This is a genomic window from Lutibacter aestuarii, from assembly GCF_042676885.1.
GTDB lineage: Bacteria > Bacteroidota > Bacteroidia > Flavobacteriales > Flavobacteriaceae > Lutibacter > Lutibacter aestuarii.
In genome coordinates, this window is record NZ_JBHTIC010000006.1 from 351,444 (window position 1) to 371,809 (window position 20,366).

The following is a 20,366-nucleotide window of genomic DNA, read 5'->3' on the forward strand; positions in this document are numbered from 1 at the left end:
AAAAAAAGCACTTATGGTAAGTGCTTTTTTTCTTTTTCATAACAACTTTCCTCTATTGTTTATTGCCGAGCATTAAAAGTTCGTTTACCACTACTTCGGTAATATAGCGTTTGTTTCCATCTTTGTCATCATAACTTCTTGAGGTTAATTTTCCTTCTATAGCAACTTCTTTGCCTTTTTCTAAATACTGTTCAGCTATTTCAGCCGTTTTGTTCCAAGCTACTACGTTGTGCCATTGCGTATCGGTAACTTTTTCGCCTTTTGCATTTTTATAGGTTTCATTGGTGGCAATGCTAAACTTTGCTATTTTTTTACCAGTGTCTAATTGTATTATTTCTGGGTTATTTCCTAAATTTCCAATTAACTGTACTTTGTTTCTTAACGTATTCATAAGATAAGGATTTAAATTAGGTTGAACATCGTTTGGTCAATTCAACACTGCAAATATGTTTTGGTTTTTTAATTGAATTCGGTATTTAGCTACTTACTTTCGTATGTAAATGTTTGTAATCGTTTGTAAACGAATAATTATTTTAGTATATTTGAGAAGCTCCCTAACTAAAAAACCACTTTATGATAGCACATTATAGAAATGAAATTTGGAAACCGTATGTTAATGAAAACTGGTGTGATGAAAATGAATTTTTAATTTCTAATTATGGCAGGGTGCAACGCAAAAAGAACTATGAAGCTACTTGGAAATTATCTAGAACTTCTTTAGTTGGTGGGTATAATACTTTTTGGATTCGAAAAAAAGGAAAAGATAGAAGTACGTATTGTTATATTCATAGAGTAGTTGCAGAACTGTTTTTAGAAAAAAAAGAACATCAACCTTATGTGATACATTTAGATTTTGATAAACTAAACAATGAGGCTACTAATTTACAATGGGTAAGTAAAGAAGAAATGTATTTGCATCATAAAAAAAACCCTAAAAAATTAAATAGAATAGGAAAAAGAACTTATGCAAAATTAACCGAAGGTAGAGTACGATTGATTAAAAAGAAAATTTTTGATCCCAATAGAAAAACACGTATGAAAATGATTGCCAAACAGTTTGGTATTTCAGAAATGCAATTGTATAGAATAAAGACTGGTGAAAACTGGGGAAGTGTAAAAATTGATGAAGAATAAACAAAGGTTAAATTGTTGCAGTATTATAAAAAACAGCGTATTATTGTTGTGAATTGTGAAAAAAAGAATGTTAAAAATTAAGAATGAAAAAAAATTGCTTAGAGTGTGGTGAAGTACTCAACGGTAGGATTGATAAAAAATTCTGTTCAGATTATTGCAGAAACACGTATAACAATAAAATAAATAAAGAGAGTAAAAACTTAATTAGAAACACCAATAATAGGTTACGAAAAAATTATAGGCTACTTTCTAATTTAAACACCAGTGGTAAAACCAAAGTTACCAGAACCAAATTATTGGATGGCAACTTTGATTTTAATTTTTTTACCTCTATTTATACTACAAAAACTGGGAACACCTATTATTATATTTATGATCAAGGGTATTTGCCGTTAGAAAATGAATATTATTTATTGATAAAAAAGGAATAGTCCTAGTTGTTAAAAGTTGTTTTCAACCTCTGCAGCTTCTAACATTAAATAGTGTAAATCTGTATTTTTAATAAAAGGGTTTAATAGTTCACTTCCTGGTCCAAACATGGCCAATTCAACATAATCGGAAGAATGATTCATACTAATCCATCCAACGGAGTTGTATTGTTTTTGAATTTGTGCCAATTCGTTAAAAGGTAAATGCCGTGGATTGTAAATTCCGTTTTCTGCATTTAAGTTGTTGTAATAGCTTAAAAGCAAACTGGCTTCTTCATTGGTAATAACCATATTATTAGCATATTCAATTCTTTCTTTTATTTGAGCAATAGAAGTTTCTTTTCCAAAGCCATTTAAAATCCATTCATTAGTATGTTTGTAATGTTGTATGCTATCAAATTGTTGATTTGCTTTTTTTCCATAAATCACTCCAGGATTGGCGTTACCGTGGTCTGTAGTTATAATAACCAAAGTATTTTGATCTTTTTCAGCAAAATCTATAGCAACTTTTACCGCTTCGTCATGGGCTGCTTGATCATAAATTAAACCTGCAATATCGTTGCCATGAGCAGCCCAATCAACTTTTCCGGCTTCTACTTGTAACACAAAACCTTCTTCGTTATTTTTCATTCGGTCAATAGCTTTTTGGGTCATTTCACCTAAGGTAGGGATTTTTTCAGTGAGTTCTTTACTGCTATTTCTATCAGCAGTATAAGGCAATCCATCATTATAAAAAACACCTAAAATAGGAAGTTCATTAGTTGCTTGAAGCATTTCATCTCTGGTTTTTACTACTTGATAACCATTGGTTGCAAACGCTTGATACATGTCTTTTTTATCTTTTCGATATTCAGGTGAAAAATAATTATTTCCACCTCCCATCATCACATCAAAACCATGTTTTAAGTATTTTTCAGCAATGCCTTCTTGGTCATTTCTACTTTTACTATTTACACAAAAACCAGCAGGGGTAGCATGGGTAATAGGAACCGTTGTAACACACCCTGCCATTTTACCTACGCTTTTAAATTTTTGCCAAATTGGAAGGTGTTCTTCACCATTGACACCCATATTTAATGCCCCATTTTTTACTCGGTAACCACTTCCCCAAGAAGAACTTGCAGCTGCAGAATCAGTAACTATAGAATTGGCAGAAGCCATATCCATTAAAGCCCTGTTTACTTTGTTTTCTTTATACAATTGTAGCCATTGACTACCTTTTCCTGTTTTTCTTGAAAGGTATAAATCAGCCATGTTTAAAGTACCAGTACTCATACCATCGCTTACAACAATAATTATATTTTTGGCTTTTTTATTAGTATTGATTAAATCTTGATCTAAGGAGGTTGCATTTAAGTCAAAAGGACTTAATAATGAAGACCCAATTGCAAAAAGAGATCCGTTTCTGAAAAATTTTCTTCTATCCATAAAATTGTTATTTTTTGTAAAAAACAGTGTCAAATATACCTTATTTTAAAATAATTTTGGTGTTATAGTTTGCTAAAAAAGCGTATTTAATTATATCTTAACAATTTATTTAAATAGTAAAAAAAATCAATTATTTTTAAACAATTGAAAAACTTCTTATGAATTCCAAAAAATACCACCAACTACTTTCGATACTTGTTATAGTTGCCGCTATTTATTTTAGTTTTAATTTATTACTTCCAAAACCAATAATTGAAACCAACTTACCAACTGACAAATTATCTATAAACAACGCATTAACGCATTTAAAAGAAATTACTAAAAAACCTCATTTTACAGGCTCTAAAGAACATGAGGTTGTTAAAAATTATTTAGTTGATGAACTTAAAAAATTAGGTTTAGAGGTTGAAATTCAAGAGCAAATAGCAGTTAATAAAAAATGGCGAGCAGCCACCAACACCCAAAACATTTTAGCTAAAATTAAAGGAACTGGAACTGGAAAAGCGGTGATGTTGTTATCTCATTACGATTCTAATCCACATTCCTCATTAGGTGCTAGTGATGCAGGTAGTGGTGTGGTGGTTATTTTAGAAGGAATTAGAGCTTTTTTAGCTAAAAACACCTTCCCAAAAAACGATATTATTATTGGTTTTACTGATGCTGAAGAACTAGGTTTGTTAGGAGCCAATGCATTTGTAAATCATCATCCATGGGCAAAAGATGTGAAACTGGTTTTAAATTTTGAAGCCAGAGGAAGTGGAGGACCAAGTTATTTATTATTAGAAACCAATGGAGGAAACAAAAATTTAATTGAAGCTTTCCAAAAAACAAATACCACACACCCAGTTGGAAACTCCTTAATGTATAGCATTTATAAAATGTTACCCAATGATACTGATTTAACAGTGTTTAGAGAACAGGGAGATATTGAAGGTTTTAATTTTGCTTTTATAGGAGATCATTTCGACTATCATACCAGTCAAGATTCTTTTGAAAGAATGGATTTAAATTCATTACAACATCAAGCTATGTATTTAGAAGCAACTTTAAATTATTTTGCAAATAGTGAATTATCTAATTTAAAAGCAAATGAAGATGATGTATATTTTAATTTTCCATATGTAGGGTTGGTTCATTATCCTTTTGTTTGGGTAACTCCAATGTATCTTATTTCAGTAGTTGTATTTGTCATTCTTTTGTTGGTTGGTTTTTTTAAAAATAGATTAACTACTATTGGTGTTTTAAAAGGCTTTATTCCTTTTATATTATCGTTGGTAATTTCTGGTTTATTTACCTATTTAGGTTGGAAATTACTTTTAAAAATTCATCCACAGTATCATGATATTCTTCACGGATTTACTTACAATGGGTATTATTATATTGCAATGTTTGTTGCTTTTACGTTGGCTATTAGTTATTGGTTTTATAAAGGATTTTTAAAAAAACGTACAGCACAAGATTTGTTAATTGCTCCACTGTTTTTTTGGCTGATTGTTAATTTTGGCATTTCCTTTTATTTAAAAGGAGCTGGGTTTTTTATCCTTCCGGTGTTCATTACTTTAACCATACTTTCAATATTACTTTTTTCAAATTCAACCAAAAATAATTTATGGGTATGTACTTTTTTAGTAGTACCAATATTAATCATATTTACACCTCTAATACAAATGTTTCCTGTTGGCTTAGGATTAAAAATGTTAGTAATAAGCGAAGTATTTACGGTGTTGTTATTAGGTTTATTAATTCCTATTATTCAACAGTATAAAAATTATAAAAAATGGAAACAACTATTTTTATTTATTGGTTGTTTACTGTTGGTAACGGCCTCTTTAAAAGCAACTTATAATGAGGATAGAAAGCAACCAAACAGTATTTTATATGTTATTGATGTAAATAAAAATGAAGCCTATTGGGCGAGTTATAATACCAAATTAGATGCATTTACTCAACAGTTTTTAGGAGATCATCCAACAAAAGGCAGTTACGATAAAAACACCACAGCAAGCAAGTATAAAACCAACATACAATTACATACTAAAACCCAAATAAGAAATTTTAAAAAGCCTTTAATTTCTATAGTTTCAGATACTATTGTGAATGATACTAGGAAAGTTTGTTTAAGTTTGGTAACACAAAGAAATGCTAATAAATTTGAAATTTTAACCCATACTCCCATTAAATTTAAGTCCTTTAAAGTAAATGATGAAGCACTTAAAAATAAACCAACAAACGGTTATGTTTTAAACATTTCTAAAGGAACTATTATGAGTTATTATATAACTAAAGAAAGTGAGTTAATTGATTTAGAATTTATAGTGGATAAAGATCAACAATTTGATATAGATGTATTAGAAGCTAAGTATGATTTATTGACAAACTCCCAATTTAAGTTTAAACCTAGATCCAAAAGTATGATTCCAACACCATTTGTATTAAATGATGCAACAGTTATAAAAATGAACCTAAAATTTTAATCATGCAAAGAATTTTTTTAGTACTCCTTTTAGGAATAATTACCTGCGGTTGTCAGCCCAATACTACTTCTAAATTAGAAGATGCCACGATGTATCCAAAACCCGAATTAAATAAAAAAAGTGCCAATTATTTATATCATTTTGCTTTTGAATGTATTGACCAAGAGTATCCCAATAAATTAGGTCAAGTTTTAGGAGACAGCTCTTATTTAAAAGAGCCTTCTGAGTTGCACCCAGCGTTTTATGGTTGTTTTGACTGGCACTCTTCTGTACATGGGCATTGGACTTTATTAAATATTTTAAAAGAACTTCCAAACTTTGAACATAGAGATGCCATTTTTGCGAAACTTCAAAAAAACATCACCAAAGAAAATATTTTAAAAGAAATCGAGTATTTTGAGGATGTTCATAATAAAACTTTTGAGCGAACTTACGGGTGGGCTTGGCTGTTAAAAGTAGCAGAAACTTTGCGAGATTGGAACACTGAAAAGTCCTTAGAACTTTACCAAAATTTAGAACCTTTAGTAAAATTAATAGAAAATAAATACATAGAATTTTTACCAAAATTAACCTATCCAATTAGGGTAGGAGAACATCCAAATACCGCTTTTGGTATGTCTTTTGCCTTGGATTATGCAAAAAAATATGCTCCTGAGTTAGCAGCTATAATTGAGGTTAAAGCAAAAGAATATTATTTGAATGATAAAGGATGTCCAATTACTTGGGAGCCTGGTGGATTTGATTTTTTATCTCCTTGTTTACAAGAAGCATCTTTAATGATGAAAGTATTACCGGAAGAAGAATTTACGAGTTGGTTAGACAATTTTTTACCAAATTTCAGACAACATCCATCAACTTATTTGGAAGTGGCTGAAGTTACCGATAGATCCGACGGAAAATTAGCGCATTTAGATGGTTTAAACTTTAGTAGAGCTTGGTGTTTGTATGAAATAGGTTTAACACTACATAATGATAAGATGTTAAATTTGGCCAACAAACATTTTGATTATAGTTATAAAAAAATGGACTCTGGCGAATATGCCGGAGCCCATTGGTTAGCTTCGTTTGCTTTGTATGCTATATTAAAAAGTAATTAATTACTTTTTTTGGTTTCCTTATATTCTGTTATTCTCATGGTATTTGCCATACCTCTTTGTTTAACAGGCATTGAAGTTATGTTAATTGCAAAGTCACCTTCATTTAAATACCCTCTTTCATGGGCTAAATTATTAATGTCTTCAATGGTTTGATCTGTGCTTACAAAACGATCGTAATAAATGCCTTTAACTCCCCAAAGTAAATTTAACATAGCTAAAATTCGTCTGTTAGAAGAGAAAACAAGAATATTTGATTTTGGTCTCCAAGAAGAAATTTGAAAAGCGGTAAATCCTGAATCTGTTAAAGTGGTAATTACCTCTGCATTAATTGAATTTGCCATAATAGACGCTTGATGGCAAATAGCTTTTGAAATAAAGCGTTCGTTAATACATTGCACATAAGTTTCAGGCATTGAAATAAGTGGAGAATTTTCTACACTTTCAATTATTTTTCGCATTTGTTTAATCACTTCTAATGGAAATTCTCCAACAGAAGTTTCACCAGATAGCATTACAGCATCAGCCCCATCCATTATTGAATTTGCAACATCATTAACCTCCGCTCTTGTTGGAACTTGATTGGTTATCATTGTTTCCATCATTTGAGTAGCAATTATAATTGGAATGTGTGCTTTTTTAGCTTTAAGCACTAATCTTTTTTGTATCAAAGGAACTTTTTCCATTGGAACTTCTACCCCCAAATCACCTCGAGCGCACATTAAAGCATCGCAATATGGTGTTAGCTTATCAATATTTTCAACCGCTTCAGGCTTTTCAATTTTTGCTATAATTGGTATTTTATAAGAAGAGTTTTCTTTAATTAATTCTTTTAATTGAATTAAATCTTCAGGAGTTCTCACAAAAGAAAGAGCAATCCAATCTACCTTCATTTTAATGGCAAATAATACATCTTCAATATCTTTTTCTGTAAGTGCAGGCAATGAAATTTTAGTGTTAGGTAAGTTTACCCCTTTTTTAGATTTTAATTTGCCACCTCGCAATACTTTTGTTATAACTTGACTGTCTCTATCTGTATCAATAACTTCAAATAATAGTTTGCCATCATCTACCAAAATGTGTTCACCTACTTGTACATCTTTTGGAAAATTTTGGTAAGTCATATAAGCCTTTTCATTAGTCCCTTCGCATTTATTTGTAGTAAAAATAAAAGTGTCTCCAACTTCTAATTTTACTTTTTCAGCCATTTTACCTACACGTAATTTTGGGCCTTGCAAATCAGCTAAAATAGCAACGTTAAAGTTGCGACTTTTATTAATTTCTCTTATAAGTTTTATTTTTTTCTCAACATCGGTATATTCGGCATGTGAAAAATTAACTCTGAACACATTTACACCAGATTCCATCATTTTTTCAAGGATATCTTTAGTACTGCAAGCTGGTCCTAATGTTGCTACAATTTTAGTTCGTTTTCTGTTTTCTGCCATAATTAAAAAATTAAGTGATCTTTTGATTTTAATGTGTTAGGTTCAATAGAATAAGAGGTGATTATTTGTTTAATTTTATTTAAGTTAACTACTAAATTTTTGATAAAAATGTCGCTGTTACAACCTTCAATTTTCAAGAAATAATCAATGTTCTTTTTTTCAGGTATTAAATATGAAGTTGTACTAATATTTCCTCCAAATAAACCCTCGTTTTTAAGTTCGCTATTGAGCTGTGTGTGTTTGTTATTAATTAAATAATAATTGTTAAAATTAGTTTCGTCTTTAAATTCAAATAATGGAAATTCTGCTTCAGAATTTTCAAAATCTAAATGGTGTTTATATCTGGTTAATTTTGTTTTTAAATGTAAATTTAAAAGATAAGCCAGTCTGTAATCTTCTTCAGGTGAGTGAATTCCGATTAGTGAATAATCATCTTCAAAATCAAGCGTAAATAGTTGCATATAAAGAATGAATATTGGTTTACAAAAGTACTATTGTTTACTAACAGTAACTAATAATTTTACGAAATCGTATTCGTAAAATTATTAATTTTAAAATGTAGAAATTTCATCTTGGAACGCATAATAGGCTCTTTTTGCTGCAATTTCTTCAGCTTTTTTCTTAGAAGTTGCTCTTCCTTTTGCAATAATTTTTTTATCTAAGTAAAGTTTTACGCTAAAGTGTTTTACAGTATCGTTCCCAGTGTCTTCATAAACATCAAAATTGAAATCTTTTTTTGTTTTTTGACACCATTCAATAAAAATACTTTTATAACTAGTTATTTTACCTTCTAATTTTAAAACGTCAACATAAGGATCAATAACGCGTTTATAAATAAATTTTTTACAATAATTATATCCTCTATCTGAATAGATAGCGCCCACTAAAGCTTCAAAGATATTGCCATGTATGTTTTCTCCAAATTTTGAGCTTGCTACATTGCTTTTTACAAAACGAAGTAATCCTAAATCTCTTCCAAGTTCATTTAAATGTTCTCTACTTACAATTTTAGACCTCATTTGAGTTAAATATCCCTCATCTCCTGAAGGCACTTCATTAAATAGGTAGGAAGCTATAATTGCGCTTAACATGGCATCGCCCAAAAATTCTAAACGTTCATAATTTATAGGATAGCCAGTTTCTTTATCTAACTCTTTAACAGAGCGATGTATAAATGCTTTTTTATAAAAAGAGAGGTTCTTAGGAGTAAATCCTATAATTTTTTTTAATTCAACAAAAAAGGACTCGTCATTTTTAATGCGAGTATCAATAATTTTACGAATGAAGTTCATTCAATAATTTAGCGGTTATTCTAGTTTTTTAAAGAGTACACAAGCATTGTGTCCTCCAAATCCAAAAGTATTACTCATGGCTACATTTACAGTACGTTTTTGAGCTTTATTAAACGTAAAGTTTAATTTACTGTCAATTTGATCATCACTAGTGAAATGATTTATTGTAGGAGGTACGATGCCATTTTTGATGGCAAGTATTGAAGCAATAGCTTCAACTGCTCCAGCAGCACCTAGTAAATGACCAGTCATTGACTTGGTTGAATTTATGTTTAGCTTGTAGGCATGCTCTCCAAAAACCTCTAAAATAGCTTTAGCTTCGGCAATATCTCCAAGAGGAGTTGAAGTTCCGTGCATGTTAATAGCATCAACATCTTCTGGTTTTAAACCAGCATCTTTTAAACAATTTGCCATTACGTTGTAAGCTCCCAATCCATCAGGGTGTGGGGCAGTAATGTGATAAGCGTCGGCAGATAAACCTCCACCGCCTATTTCGGCATATATTTTTGCGCCTCTAGCCTTGGCGTGCTCATATTCTTCAAGAATAAGTGTTCCTGCACCTTCACCTAAAACAAAACCATCACGATCTTTGTCAAATGGTCTCGAAGCTGTTGTAGGGTCATCATTTCTTGTAGAAAGTGCTTGAAGAGCATTAAAACCTCCCATTCCAGCAATTGTAACTGCGGCTTCAGAACCACCAGATACCATTACATCTGCATATCCAAGACGGATATAGTTAAGGGCATCAATAATTGCGTTGGAAGATGATGCACAAGCAGAAACGGTTGCAAAATTTGGTCCTCTAAACCCATATTTAATGGAAATTTGTCCTGGAGCAATGTCTGCAATCATTTTTGGAATAAAGAAAGGGTTGAATCTTGGAGTGCCATCACCATTGGCAAAGTTTAAAACTTCATTTTGAAAAGTTTCTAAACCTCCAATTCCAGCTCCCCAAATGACACCAACTCTATTTTTATCTAGTTTTTCAATATCAAGATTAGCATCTAAAATGGCCTCATCAGTTGCAACCATTGCATACTGAGTAAACCTGTCCATTTTTCTAGCTTCTTTTCTATCAATAAAATCGTTGGCATTAAAGTTTTTTAATTCGCAAGCGAAACGAGTTTTGAACTTGGAGGCGTCGAAATACGTTATTGGAGTAGCTCCACTTTCTCCATTGGTGAGACCATTCCAATAATCTTTTACAGTATTTCCTATTGGTGTTAATGCTCCAAGTCCAGTTACTACAACTCGTTTAATTTCCATATAAAATTACTTTTTTGCGTCTTCTATATAGCTAATTGCTTGACCAACAGTACCAATATTTTCAGCCTGATCGTCTGGTATTTGAATATCGAATTCTTTTTCGAATTCCATGATTAATTCAACAGTATCAAGTGAGTCTGCTCCTAAGTCGTTAGTAAAGCTAGCTTCGATTGTTACTTCATTTTCGTCAACGCCTAATTTATCTACGATAATGGCTTTTACTCTTGATGCAATGTCTGACATAATTTTTTAATTTTAAAATTTAATTACTCGGCAAAAATATAAAACTTTATTTAAATGAAAATCTTTTAATCGATAAAAGTACCTATTTTGCAGATTAAAATTATTAAAAGTTTTTGTATTTAACCATTAAAAGTTGTCAATTATTTATTTTATTTGTGGCAAACACAATTCTTTTTTTGAAATAGAATATTCTAAAAAATTAAAAACGAATTTAATTTGAAATGAAACGTATTGCAATATTTGCCTCAGGATCAGGAACTAACGCTGAAAATATCATAAAATATTTTAATAACCATAAAACTATATCGGTAGATTTGGTATTGTCAAATAATAAAGAGGCTAAAGTTTTAGAACGAGCTAATAGGTTGGGAATTAGTAGTGTTACCTTTGATAAGGGTGATTTTATTTTTTCGGATAAAATTTTAAATTTATTAAAAGAAAAAGCAGATTTTATTATTTTGGCTGGCTTTTTATGGAAAATCCCAATATCTATAATTAATGCTTTTCCTAATAAAATACTAAATATTCACCCAGCTTTATTGCCTAAGTATGGAGGAAAGGGTATGTATGGAATGCATGTGCACAATGCAGTAGTAAAAAATAATGAGAGAGAATCTGGAATTACCATTCATTTTGTAAATGAAAATTATGATGAAGGCGCTATTATTTTTCAAAAACGTTTTGAAGTTTTATCAACTGATACTGCAGAAAATGTTGCTGAAAAAATTCATGAGTTAGAATATAGGTATTTTCCAGAAATTATTGAAAAAGTGTTGTTAAAAAATGGCTAAAAAAAAATTTTACGTTATTTGGAAAGGAACTAAAACAGGTGTTTTTACCTCATGGGAAGCTTGTAAGAAGAATATTACAAATTTTAAAGGAGCTCAATATAAATCATTCTCTTCAAAAGATGAAGCCGAAAAAGCTTTTAAAGAGACTTATGATGTTTATAAAGGGAAAGATACTAAAAGAGTTGCTTTATCAAATGAAGAACTTACTTTAATAGGTAAGCCAATAATGCCTTCAATTTCAGTAGATGCTGCTTGTTCAGGAAACCCAGGGAAAATGGAATATAGAGGAGTTGATACTGAATCTAAAAAACAACTTTTTATTCAAGGACCATTTGAGAAAGGAACCAATAATATTGGTGAATTTTTAGCACTAGTACATGGTTTAGGGTTTTTAAAACAGCGAAATTTAACGTATCCTATTTATTCCGATTCTAAAATTGCTATAAATTGGGTAAAGAAAGGGCAATGTAGAACCAATTTACCTATTACTGAAGAAAATAAACCGCTTTTTGATTTTGTAAAAAGGGCTGAAAAATGGTTGAAAGAGAATACATACACTACTAAAATATTAAAATGGGAAACCAAAGCTTGGGGAGAAATTCCTGCTGATTTTGGTAGAAAATAATTTTACTTTATAGTTTGTTCTAATGTTGTAAATAATTGTTGAATGCTTTTGGGTAAATTATGATGGTCTAATTCATATTCGTAAACTTGGTTGTTAAACTTAAGTTTAAATTTTCCTTTAATAGCTCTGTCAACTGCGAATTCATCAGTTGAAATGTTATTTTTAATTTCTTTAAAATCTATTAAATTCACCAAATTGGTAATTTGGGAATGTTGTGTTTTATGAAGTTTTATTTTTTTAATAATATTGTCATTATTAATTTGAAGAGTATCATTTTTTAAATGAATTTCATAATTAAATCCTCTTGTTTGAGCTTTGTAGTTTATTTCCAGATTTTTTGAGTTTTGATTGTTACAAGAACTGTAAAGCGTTGTTAATACTATAAATAAATAGATAAAAGTTTTCATTTTAAATGGGTTTTCTATAAAAATAAAAAAAGGAGCAAAAAGCTCCTTTTAAAATTAATAAAACAAATTCATTTTACTGAACAAAGTTTTCTCTTGCTCCACCAGATGCAAAAATAGCTCTCATTCTATCTTTTTGTCCTAATGTAAACATATTCATACAAGCATCATCTGTGTAATCCATATAATTCATGGTCATGTCATTTGATCTACAGTTAACAGTTGGGTAAGAAGGGCATCCATAGTTAGGTCCATCAGAGCTTGGGGTATCTGCCACAAAATCATCTTGTTTACATCTTCCATCACCCCAAATATGACGCAAGTTTAACCAGTGACCAACTTCATGAGTTGCAGTACGTCCTTTGTCAAATGGAGCTTGAGCTGTACCTGTAGTTCCAAAATATTGAGGTGAGATTACAACACCGTCTGTAGATGCGTTTCCTCCTGGAAATTGCGCATATCCTAAAATTCCTCCACCAATATTTGCCACCCAAATAGTTAAGTGACCTGGTACTGCTGGATAAGCACTTTTTACAGCGTTATTTGTTCCCCAGCTTGTTGTGGAATTTGCTTGTCTGTCTATGGTAGCTAGGGTAAAATTAATATCGATATCTGCACCTACGCTTTGAAATTCTGTAGGCACATCGTTATAATTAGTATCATTGAAATCAGCATTTAAAACTGAAATTTGAGAATTTACTTGTGCATCACTAATATTTTGGCTAGCATTAGAATAAATTACATATACATATACAGGAATATTGATAGTTCCATCATAAGGTGTTGGTGTGGTTCCTCCACCGCCACCATTTCCTCCACCTGGCTTTGTTGGCTTTCCTTTTAAGGAAATAACAGTTCTAGTGTGTTTTTCAATGTTGTACATTTTTTTATACAAGCCTGGGTTTTCATCTAATTGCTTGTTTAAAACTTTCATACTGTAACACTTATCATTGTTTGAAGCTGTTGCGCTTCTGCTTGATAAATCATCATCAGTATATACGTAAAAATCACTCATATCCACCGATAAAGTTTCTTGAGTTGGAGTTGCTTCTTCAGAGTTGTCTTGACATGCAACAATAGCTAAAGCAAGAATTGCGAAAAAAAGAATTAGTTTTTTCATTTTGAGTTTTTAATAGTTTTGGTTAATAATTGAGGTTTGTCTTTAATAAGAAGACGGACGAATATATTAAAAAAATGTTAAAAACAGATAGAATGTAAAAATAAATTCAAAAAAAATTGAATTATTAGCAATAAAACAACATATATAACAATACTATTTAAAATGTTAAATAATTAACAAAGCATGTTTTTAGCTTTTACTAATGCATTATATAGTAAATCTACTTCTTCAAAAGTATTGTAAAATGAAAAAGAAGCTCTAACTGTCCCAGGAATTTTATAGAAATCCATTACGGGTTGTGCGCAATGATGACCAGTTCTTACAGCAATTCCTAGCTTATCAATAATAGTTCCAATATCATATGGGTGAATATTTTCTATATTAAATGAAATTACAGATGTTTTATTTTTTGAAGTTCCATAAATTTTAAGTCCATCAATTGCAAGAAGTTTTTTAGTAGCATAAGCTAATAACTCATTTTCATAGGCTGCTATATTGTCAAAGCCAATTTTATTCATATAATCAATAGCAGTTCCAAAAGCAATTACACCAGCAATATTAGGTGTGCCGGCTTCAAATTTATGAGGCAAATCGGCATAAGTAGTTTTTTCAAAGGTAACTTGTTTAATCATTTCTCCACCACCTTGATAGGGAGGGAGTTTGTTTAACCATTCTTCTTTTCCATATAAAATACCAACACCTGTTGGGCCACATAGTTTGTGGGCAGAGGCTACATAGAAATCAGCATCTAATTTTTGCACATCGGGTTTAATATGTGGACAACTTTGCGCTCCATCAATTAAAACTGCTGCGCCAACGTTATGTGCTTTATCAATAATTTCTTGAATTGGATTGATAGTGCCTAAGGCATTTGAAACATGATTTACAAATACTAGTTTAGTTTTGTGCGATAGTAATTTATCATACTCATTCATTAATAACTCTCCTTCATTATTCATTGGAATAACCTTTAAAATAGCACCAGTTCGTTTACATAGCATTTGCCAAGGAACAATATTTGAGTGATGTTCCATAGCAGAAACGATTATTTCATCGTTCTTTTTTAAGAAAGAAGTAAAACCAGTTGCTACAATATTTATGCTATGGGTAGTACCAGCAGTTAGTATTATTTCAAAACTTTTTTTAGCATTAAAATGTTGTTGCAATTTGATACGAGCTTGTTCATAAGCTTCAGTTGCTTTTTGACTTAAGGTGTGTACGCCCCTATGAATATTTGAATTAATAGTAGTGTAATAATTAACAATGGCATCTATTACAACCTGAGGTTTTTGACTGGTTGCAGCATTGTCTAAATATACTAGGGGTTTTCCGTTTACAGTTGAATTTAAAATTGGAAAATCAGCTCTAACTTTCTTAATGTCTATCATATTCTTTTTTTAGAATGATTCTAAATACAAAATTACAAAATCCATATTGTTTTAAAGTTATTGTTATTAAAATCTTTTTTTTAAACTGATAAAATTAATGTTATTTTTAACACTTATTTTAATTGAAATTACATGAAAAAAATAGTGAAATTTGGAGTTATTCCTTTGCTAATTATTACCATTGGTTTAATGGTTTATAATTATCCTCGCTTAAATATTATTACTGGTTTTGCAGCAAAAAGTGTTTGCTCTTGTACTTTTGAGGCAGGTAGAGATTTAGCTTCTATTGAAGCAGGAGATAATGATATTAACCCAGTTTATTATGCTAAAAATGTAGTTAATGAAGAAGAAAAATCGGTAACTTCAACCGTATTTGGTTTAAAAAAAAGAAAAGCTATTTACAAACAAGGAGTTGGTTGTGTTTTACTTCCTGAAGATTATAAAAACATAGATTTTAAGCCTAATAGAAAAATTTCAAACAAAAAGCTACCATTTCCATATGGTAATTTGGCTCAAAAAGATACCCTGTTTTTTAATATTAATTACCAAGTATTACAAAATGCTGTAGATAAAGCTTTTGATAAAGAAGGAGAACAGCTGAAAAGAACTAGAGCTGTTGTGGTTATTTATAAAGACCAAATTGTAGCAGAAAAATACAGTTCAGGATTTAATAAAGATACAAAATTATTAGGATGGTCTATGACAAAAAGCATTACCAATGGAGTTTTAGGAATTTTAGAAAAGCAGGGGAAAATCAATGTCAATCAAACTAATTTATTTCCAGAATGGAAACAAGATAATCGTGCCAAAATTACTTTAAATAATTTGCTTCAAATGAATAGTGGTTTGGAGTGGGTTGAAGATTACAACAATATTTCAGACGTCACTAAAATGTTGTTTTTAGCGGATGATATGACTGAAATTCAACTTAATAAACCTTTAGTTAATGAGTCCAATAATAGCTGGAATTATTCCTCTGGAACTACCAATTTATTATCTAGATTTATTAGAAATCAATTTCAAACACATCAAGAATATCTAGATTTTTGGTATACCGAATTAATTGATAAAATTGGAATGGACTCAATGATTATTGAAACAGACATTTCAGGAAACTACGTGGGGTCTTCTTATGCTTGGGCAACCGCTCGTGATTGGGCAAAATTCGGATTGTTATACCTTCATAATGGAAATTGGAATGGAGAACAACTATTAAATTCATCTTGGGTACACTACAGTAAAACTCCAACAAATGGTTCAAATGGTGAATATGGCGCTCAGTTTTGGCTAAATGCAGGAGGTGTATATCCAAATGTTCCACGCGATTTGTTTTCTTGTAATGGATATCAAGGTCAGCATGTTTTTATAATTCCTTCAAAAGATTTAGTTGTAGTGCGTTTTGGCTTGGCAGAAAATCCATTGTTTAATATTGATCAATTTTTAAGAGAAGTGACTTCAGCTATTCAATAAATTTGGGCTATTAAAAATAGGGATATAGAAAAATACTCAAGTATGAAGGTGATTTTTTTTTATTTAAAGTTGAATATTATTACTGCATTGTTTTTGATTTCAATTGGTGGAGTAGCCCAAAATTATGAAACAGTAGCCATTACAAAAGTGGTTTCTGGAAATGAAACAAGCAATGCCTTATTTAGAGTGTTATCAAGTATTCCTTCGCTAAAATATATAAGAGCTCAAAGAATTAGTGGGCCTCAAAATGGAGTTTTTACACAAAACAAAGATAATATTAGGTACAGTTCAATAGCATCTTCATCAGGAATTCCAAAGAATTTAAGTAGAATAAGATTTACATTTTTACAATCTGATAAACGTACGCCTATTGCATTAAATAATTTCAGATTTATTATTAATGACATTGATGGACCAAATAATGAAGCTTTGGCAACAAATTGTGATACAAAATTGAAATTTCTTGGAACGGCTAAAGAAACAAATTTAACGGTTATTAACACTCCTCCAACAATAATTGTTGTAGGCAATGTAGATGAAAATGAAGGGGCTACAAGTAGAGTAATGTTTGAGTTTGAAAATGTTGCGATAGTTGAGTTAGATAATTATGCAGATGATGGTTATTTGAAAGATTTTGATTTAAATAATGATTACCCTATCGCCAAGCCGTTGAGAGTTAAATGTAAAAATTATGCAAGTAGTATTTATACTAAAAAACCTTCTGTAGAGGAGGTACAACTTGATTTAAATGATTTTATAAAAGAAAAAGATGTATTAAAAATTAATGCCCATTCAATCTATTTTGATAATGATAGATTTGATATTAGAGATGAAGCTGAGTTAGAATTACAAAGGGTTTTAAGCATATTGGTTAAGTATCCTAAAATTAAAGTTGAATTACAATCTCATACAGATTCTAAAGCTTCTGATGAGTATAATTTAAAACTATCAGAAGATAGATCTAAATCTGTTATTCGTTGGATGCTTAAAAAAGGTGTTGATTCTACAAGGATTATTGGAAGAGGATATGGAGAAACAAGGTTGGTTAATCACTGTAAAAACAATGTTAAATGCGCAGAAATTGAGCATCAATTAAACAGAAGAACAGAGTTTGTAGTGTTAAATCCTGAAGTTCTCAAACATTAATATGAGCATAAAAAAAGAGCTACTAAATAGTAGCTCTTTATATAAATTAAATATGTTTAAAATTCAAAACCTAATTCAACTCCTAGGTTTTTTGCTATCAGTTTAGTAATTCTAGTTTTTAATTGCGGAATTTTAATTTTTTCAACTACATCATTTCCAAAAGCAAATAACAATAATGCTTTGGCTTCTTTTTTTGGAATTCCTCTAGATTGCATGTAAAATAAAGCACTATCATCTAATTGACCAATAGTACAACCATGTGAACATTTTACGTCATCTGCAAAAATTTCTAATTGAGGTTTTGCATTAATACTTGCTCCATCATCCATTAAAATATTATTGTTTTGTTGAAAGGCATTTGTTTTTTGAGCTTCTTGTTGAACAATAACTTTTCCGTTGAAAACACCAGTAGATTTATCTGCATATATGCCTTTGTAAAGTTCATGGCTTTCACAATTAGGGTGTTTATGGTTAACTAGAGTATGATTATCAACATGTTGCTTGTTATTTAAAATAGAAATACCATTTAAGTTAGAAGTAATATGCTCTCCTTCATGGTAAAACTCTAAATTATTTCTAGTTAATTTTCCTCCAAAAGAATAGGTGTGAACTGAAGCAACACTTTGTTGTTTTTGTGAAACAAAAGTACTATCAATTAAAGAAGAAGTTTCTGTATCATTTTGAATCTTGTAATAATCAACAATGGCTCTTTTATGTACAAATATTTCTGTAACAGCATTGGTGAGTACCGTATTTTTTGATAAATTTTGGTGACGTTCTATAATTTGAACATGAGAATTTTCACCTACTACTACTAAATTTCTAGGTTGAATCATTACTTCCGATTCACTTCCAGTTGAAAAGTTTAATATTTGAATTGGTTTAGGAACAATTGTGTTTTTTGGAATGTTAATAAATGCTCCTTCTTTAGCAAAAGCGGTGTTTAAGTCAGATAAACTATTATTGTCTTTAGCTATGGTGTTAAAGTAATTGTCAACCACCATTTTGTATTTTGGACGAGTTAAAGCTGATGAAAGCACACAAACATCGCAATCATCATGCGTAGTGTCCGATAAAAATGAACTAAAAACACCATCTATAAATATTAAGGTATAGGATTCAATATCATTAATTAAAAATTCTTTTACGTTTTTAAATCCTACTGCTTTTTTGGTTTCAGGAAATAAGCTAAAGTCATGTTTTAATAAACTATTAAGACTCGTGTATTTCCATTCTTCATCTTTTTTAGTTGGAAACCCTTCTTTTTCAAAATTTTGAATGGCTTTAGATCGTATGGAATGTACATTTGAATCTAAATCTAATCCACCCTTATTTTCAAATGCCAAAAATGAAGTAACCAATTTTTCTTTTAAATCCATAGTTTTATTATTTCAACCAATCGTATCCTTTTTCTTCTAATTCTAAAGCTAATTCTTTCCCGCCAGATTTTACAATTTTTCCATTATATAAAACGTGAACATAATCTGGAACAATATAATCTAATAAACGTTGATAGTGAGTAATTACTAATACTGCATTATCCTTGTTTTTTAACTTGTTAACTCCGTTAGCAACTACTTTTAGTGCATCAATATCTAATCCTGAGTCAGTTTCATCTAAAATAGCTAGTTGAGGTTCTAACATTGCCATTTGAAAAATTTCATTACGTTTTTTTTCACCTCCAGAAAATCCTTCATTTAAAGAACGCGATAAAAATTTACGGTCAATTTCTAATAAATCAGCTTTTTCTCTAATTAATTTCAGCATATCTTTAGCTGGCAACTCATCTAAACCTTTAGCTTTTCGAGTTTCATTAATTGCTGTTTTAATAAAATTTGTAACAGTTACACCTGGAATTTCAATAGGATATTGAAATGATAAGAAAATCCCTTTGTGTGCTCTTTCTTCTGGAGCTAAATCTTCCAAATCTTCATTGTTTAAAACTACGGAGCCTTCTGTTACTTCATATTCTTCTTTTCCTGCTATTACTGATGAAAGTGTACTTTTTCCAGAGCCATTAGGGCCCATAATTGCGTGTACTTCACCAGCTTTTATTTCAAGATTAATTCCTTTTAAAATCTCTTTATCGTTGATACTTGCGTGTAAATTTTTTATACTAAGCATTGTAGAGTTGTGTTAATTCTATATTGTTTAATTCTTTTATATTATCAGCATTTAAGTGCAATTCTCCAGTATAATTCATCCCTAAATAATTTGCTGACTTTTGAAAGGGGATGTAAAAATTTGCATCTATTTTATTGTCATGTGAATTAGAAATTACAAACATATTTTTACCTCTTAATTTCCTTCCAGTTTCTTTTTCAATTCTAATTAAGTCTGAAAATCTGTCAAAAAATACTTTCATAATGCCACTCATATTGTACCAATAAACAGGTGTGGCAAAGATAAGTGTGTCGTATTTTTCAATAATAGATTTTATGAGTGGTAAAAAATCATCGTTTAAATTTTTACTTTCATAATCGTAATACGAAATGGTGTAATCATTTAAATCAACCACATCAATATGTTGTTTTTTTGAAATAGTAGAAATAACTTTTGAAGTATTTCCATTGCTTCTAGAAGAACCTACTATTATAACTTTGTTATTTTTCATA

21 protein-coding genes are annotated in these 20,366 nt (G+C 30.3%); 8 read left to right on the top strand and 13 right to left on the bottom strand.

Annotated elements, in window-relative coordinates:
- Positions 1-52 precede the first annotated feature (52 nt).
- Entirely contained in the window at positions 53-391 is a 339-nt protein-coding gene (locus ACFQZW_RS06260) for a single-stranded DNA-binding protein (RefSeq protein WP_298262655.1), read from the bottom strand.
- Between the two features lie 182 nt (positions 392-573).
- Here ACFQZW_RS06260 and ACFQZW_RS06265 point away from each other — a divergent pair, with 182 nt between their 5' ends.
- Positions 574-1,134, top strand: coding sequence for an HNH endonuclease (locus tag ACFQZW_RS06265; protein WP_298262654.1), 561 nt, complete (start codon positions 574-576; stop codon positions 1,132-1,134).
- An 83-nt stretch (positions 1,135-1,217) separates the two neighbouring features.
- On the top strand, positions 1,218-1,565 hold the full coding sequence (locus tag ACFQZW_RS06270) for a hypothetical protein (protein WP_298284998.1): 348 nt from the start codon (positions 1,218-1,220) through the stop codon (positions 1,563-1,565).
- 9 nt (positions 1,566-1,574) lie between these two features.
- Here the strand turns inward: ACFQZW_RS06270 and ACFQZW_RS06275 are convergent, their stop codons facing one another.
- Positions 1,575-2,990 carry an alkaline phosphatase gene (locus ACFQZW_RS06275; RefSeq protein WP_298262652.1) on the bottom strand — a complete coding sequence of 472 codons (1,416 nt, stop codon included), beginning with the start codon at positions 2,988-2,990 and terminating at the stop codon, positions 1,575-1,577.
- A gap of 158 nt (positions 2,991-3,148) precedes the next feature.
- Between ACFQZW_RS06275 and ACFQZW_RS06280 the strand changes: the two genes are divergently transcribed.
- On the top strand, positions 3,149-5,464 hold the full coding sequence (locus ACFQZW_RS06280) for a M28 family peptidase (protein WP_386781840.1): 2,316 nt from the start codon (positions 3,149-3,151) through the stop codon (positions 5,462-5,464).
- 2 nt (positions 5,465-5,466) lie between these two features.
- Positions 5,467-6,561 (top strand): DUF2891 domain-containing protein, encoded by a 1,095-nt coding sequence (locus ACFQZW_RS06285; protein WP_386781842.1) that lies wholly within the window; start codon positions 5,467-5,469, stop codon positions 6,559-6,561.
- On the opposite strand, the gene pyk is transcribed toward ACFQZW_RS06285, so the two are convergent.
- From pyk to ACFQZW_RS06310, 5 genes are all read right to left on the bottom strand, one after another.
- Complete coding sequence (gene pyk, locus ACFQZW_RS06290) at positions 6,558-8,006, bottom strand: pyruvate kinase (protein ID WP_386781844.1); 1,449 nt, start codon at positions 8,004-8,006, stop codon at positions 6,558-6,560. The genes ACFQZW_RS06285 and pyk overlap by 4 nt on opposite strands.
- Before the next feature lie 2 nt (positions 8,007-8,008).
- Entirely contained in the window at positions 8,009-8,467 is a 459-nt protein-coding gene (locus ACFQZW_RS06295; RefSeq protein ID WP_386781846.1) for an IPExxxVDY family protein, read from the bottom strand.
- A gap of 90 nt (positions 8,468-8,557) precedes the next feature.
- Positions 8,558-9,298 (bottom strand): ribonuclease III, encoded by a 741-nt coding sequence (gene rnc / locus ACFQZW_RS06300; RefSeq protein WP_298284984.1) that lies wholly within the window; start codon positions 9,296-9,298, stop codon positions 8,558-8,560.
- A gap of 15 nt (positions 9,299-9,313) precedes the next feature.
- Positions 9,314-10,564 carry a beta-ketoacyl-ACP synthase II gene (gene fabF, locus ACFQZW_RS06305; RefSeq protein ID WP_386781849.1) on the bottom strand — a complete coding sequence of 417 codons (1,251 nt, stop codon included), beginning with the start codon at positions 10,562-10,564 and terminating at the stop codon, positions 9,314-9,316.
- Between the two features lie 6 nt (positions 10,565-10,570).
- Positions 10,571-10,807: an acyl carrier protein gene (locus ACFQZW_RS06310; RefSeq protein ID WP_134248150.1), complete on the bottom strand. Its 237-nt coding sequence runs from the start codon at positions 10,805-10,807 to the stop codon at positions 10,571-10,573.
- A gap of 221 nt (positions 10,808-11,028) precedes the next feature.
- Here ACFQZW_RS06310 and purN point away from each other — a divergent pair, with 221 nt between their 5' ends.
- Both purN and ACFQZW_RS06320 read left to right on the top strand, forming a co-directional pair.
- On the top strand, positions 11,029-11,598 hold the full coding sequence (purN, locus tag ACFQZW_RS06315) for a phosphoribosylglycinamide formyltransferase (RefSeq protein WP_386781851.1): 570 nt from the start codon (positions 11,029-11,031) through the stop codon (positions 11,596-11,598).
- Positions 11,591-12,223: a ribonuclease H1 domain-containing protein gene (locus ACFQZW_RS06320; RefSeq protein ID WP_372802107.1), complete on the top strand. Its 633-nt coding sequence runs from the start codon at positions 11,591-11,593 to the stop codon at positions 12,221-12,223. The genes purN and ACFQZW_RS06320 overlap by 8 nt, the downstream gene beginning before the upstream one ends.
- 2 nt (positions 12,224-12,225) lie before the next feature.
- On the opposite strand, the gene ACFQZW_RS06325 is transcribed toward ACFQZW_RS06320, so the two are convergent.
- The 3 genes from ACFQZW_RS06325 to ACFQZW_RS06335 form a co-directional block, all read right to left on the bottom strand.
- Entirely contained in the window at positions 12,226-12,630 is a 405-nt protein-coding gene (locus ACFQZW_RS06325) for a hypothetical protein (protein WP_386781854.1), read from the bottom strand.
- A 73-nt stretch (positions 12,631-12,703) separates the two neighbouring features.
- On the bottom strand, positions 12,704-13,747 hold the full coding sequence (locus tag ACFQZW_RS06330) for a M43 family zinc metalloprotease (protein ID WP_386781856.1): 1,044 nt from the start codon (positions 13,745-13,747) through the stop codon (positions 12,704-12,706).
- A gap of 173 nt (positions 13,748-13,920) precedes the next feature.
- Complete coding sequence (locus ACFQZW_RS06335) at positions 13,921-15,135, bottom strand: aminotransferase class V-fold PLP-dependent enzyme (RefSeq protein ID WP_386781858.1); 1,215 nt, start codon at positions 15,133-15,135, stop codon at positions 13,921-13,923.
- A gap of 132 nt (positions 15,136-15,267) precedes the next feature.
- Between ACFQZW_RS06335 and ACFQZW_RS06340 the strand changes: the two genes are divergently transcribed.
- Both ACFQZW_RS06340 and ACFQZW_RS06345 read left to right on the top strand, forming a co-directional pair.
- Complete coding sequence (locus ACFQZW_RS06340; protein WP_386781860.1) at positions 15,268-16,605, top strand: serine hydrolase domain-containing protein; 1,338 nt, start codon at positions 15,268-15,270, stop codon at positions 16,603-16,605.
- Between the two features lie 42 nt (positions 16,606-16,647).
- On the top strand, positions 16,648-17,751 hold the full coding sequence (locus ACFQZW_RS06345) for an OmpA family protein (RefSeq protein ID WP_386781862.1): 1,104 nt from the start codon (positions 16,648-16,650) through the stop codon (positions 17,749-17,751).
- A 56-nt stretch (positions 17,752-17,807) separates the two neighbouring features.
- On the opposite strand, the gene sufD is transcribed toward ACFQZW_RS06345, so the two are convergent.
- From sufD to ACFQZW_RS06360, 3 genes are read right to left on the bottom strand one after another with little or no spacing between them, the layout of a single operon-like run.
- Complete coding sequence (gene sufD, locus ACFQZW_RS06350) at positions 17,808-19,130, bottom strand: Fe-S cluster assembly protein SufD (protein ID WP_298262638.1); 1,323 nt, start codon at positions 19,128-19,130, stop codon at positions 17,808-17,810.
- A gap of 7 nt (positions 19,131-19,137) precedes the next feature.
- Complete coding sequence (sufC, locus tag ACFQZW_RS06355) at positions 19,138-19,875, bottom strand: Fe-S cluster assembly ATPase SufC (protein WP_298262637.1); 738 nt, start codon at positions 19,873-19,875, stop codon at positions 19,138-19,140.
- Positions 19,868-20,365 (bottom strand): flavodoxin family protein, encoded by a 498-nt coding sequence (locus ACFQZW_RS06360; RefSeq protein WP_298284964.1) that lies wholly within the window; start codon positions 20,363-20,365, stop codon positions 19,868-19,870. Before ACFQZW_RS06360 ends, sufC begins: the two co-directional genes overlap by 8 nt.
- Position 20,366: the final 1 nt, after the last annotated feature.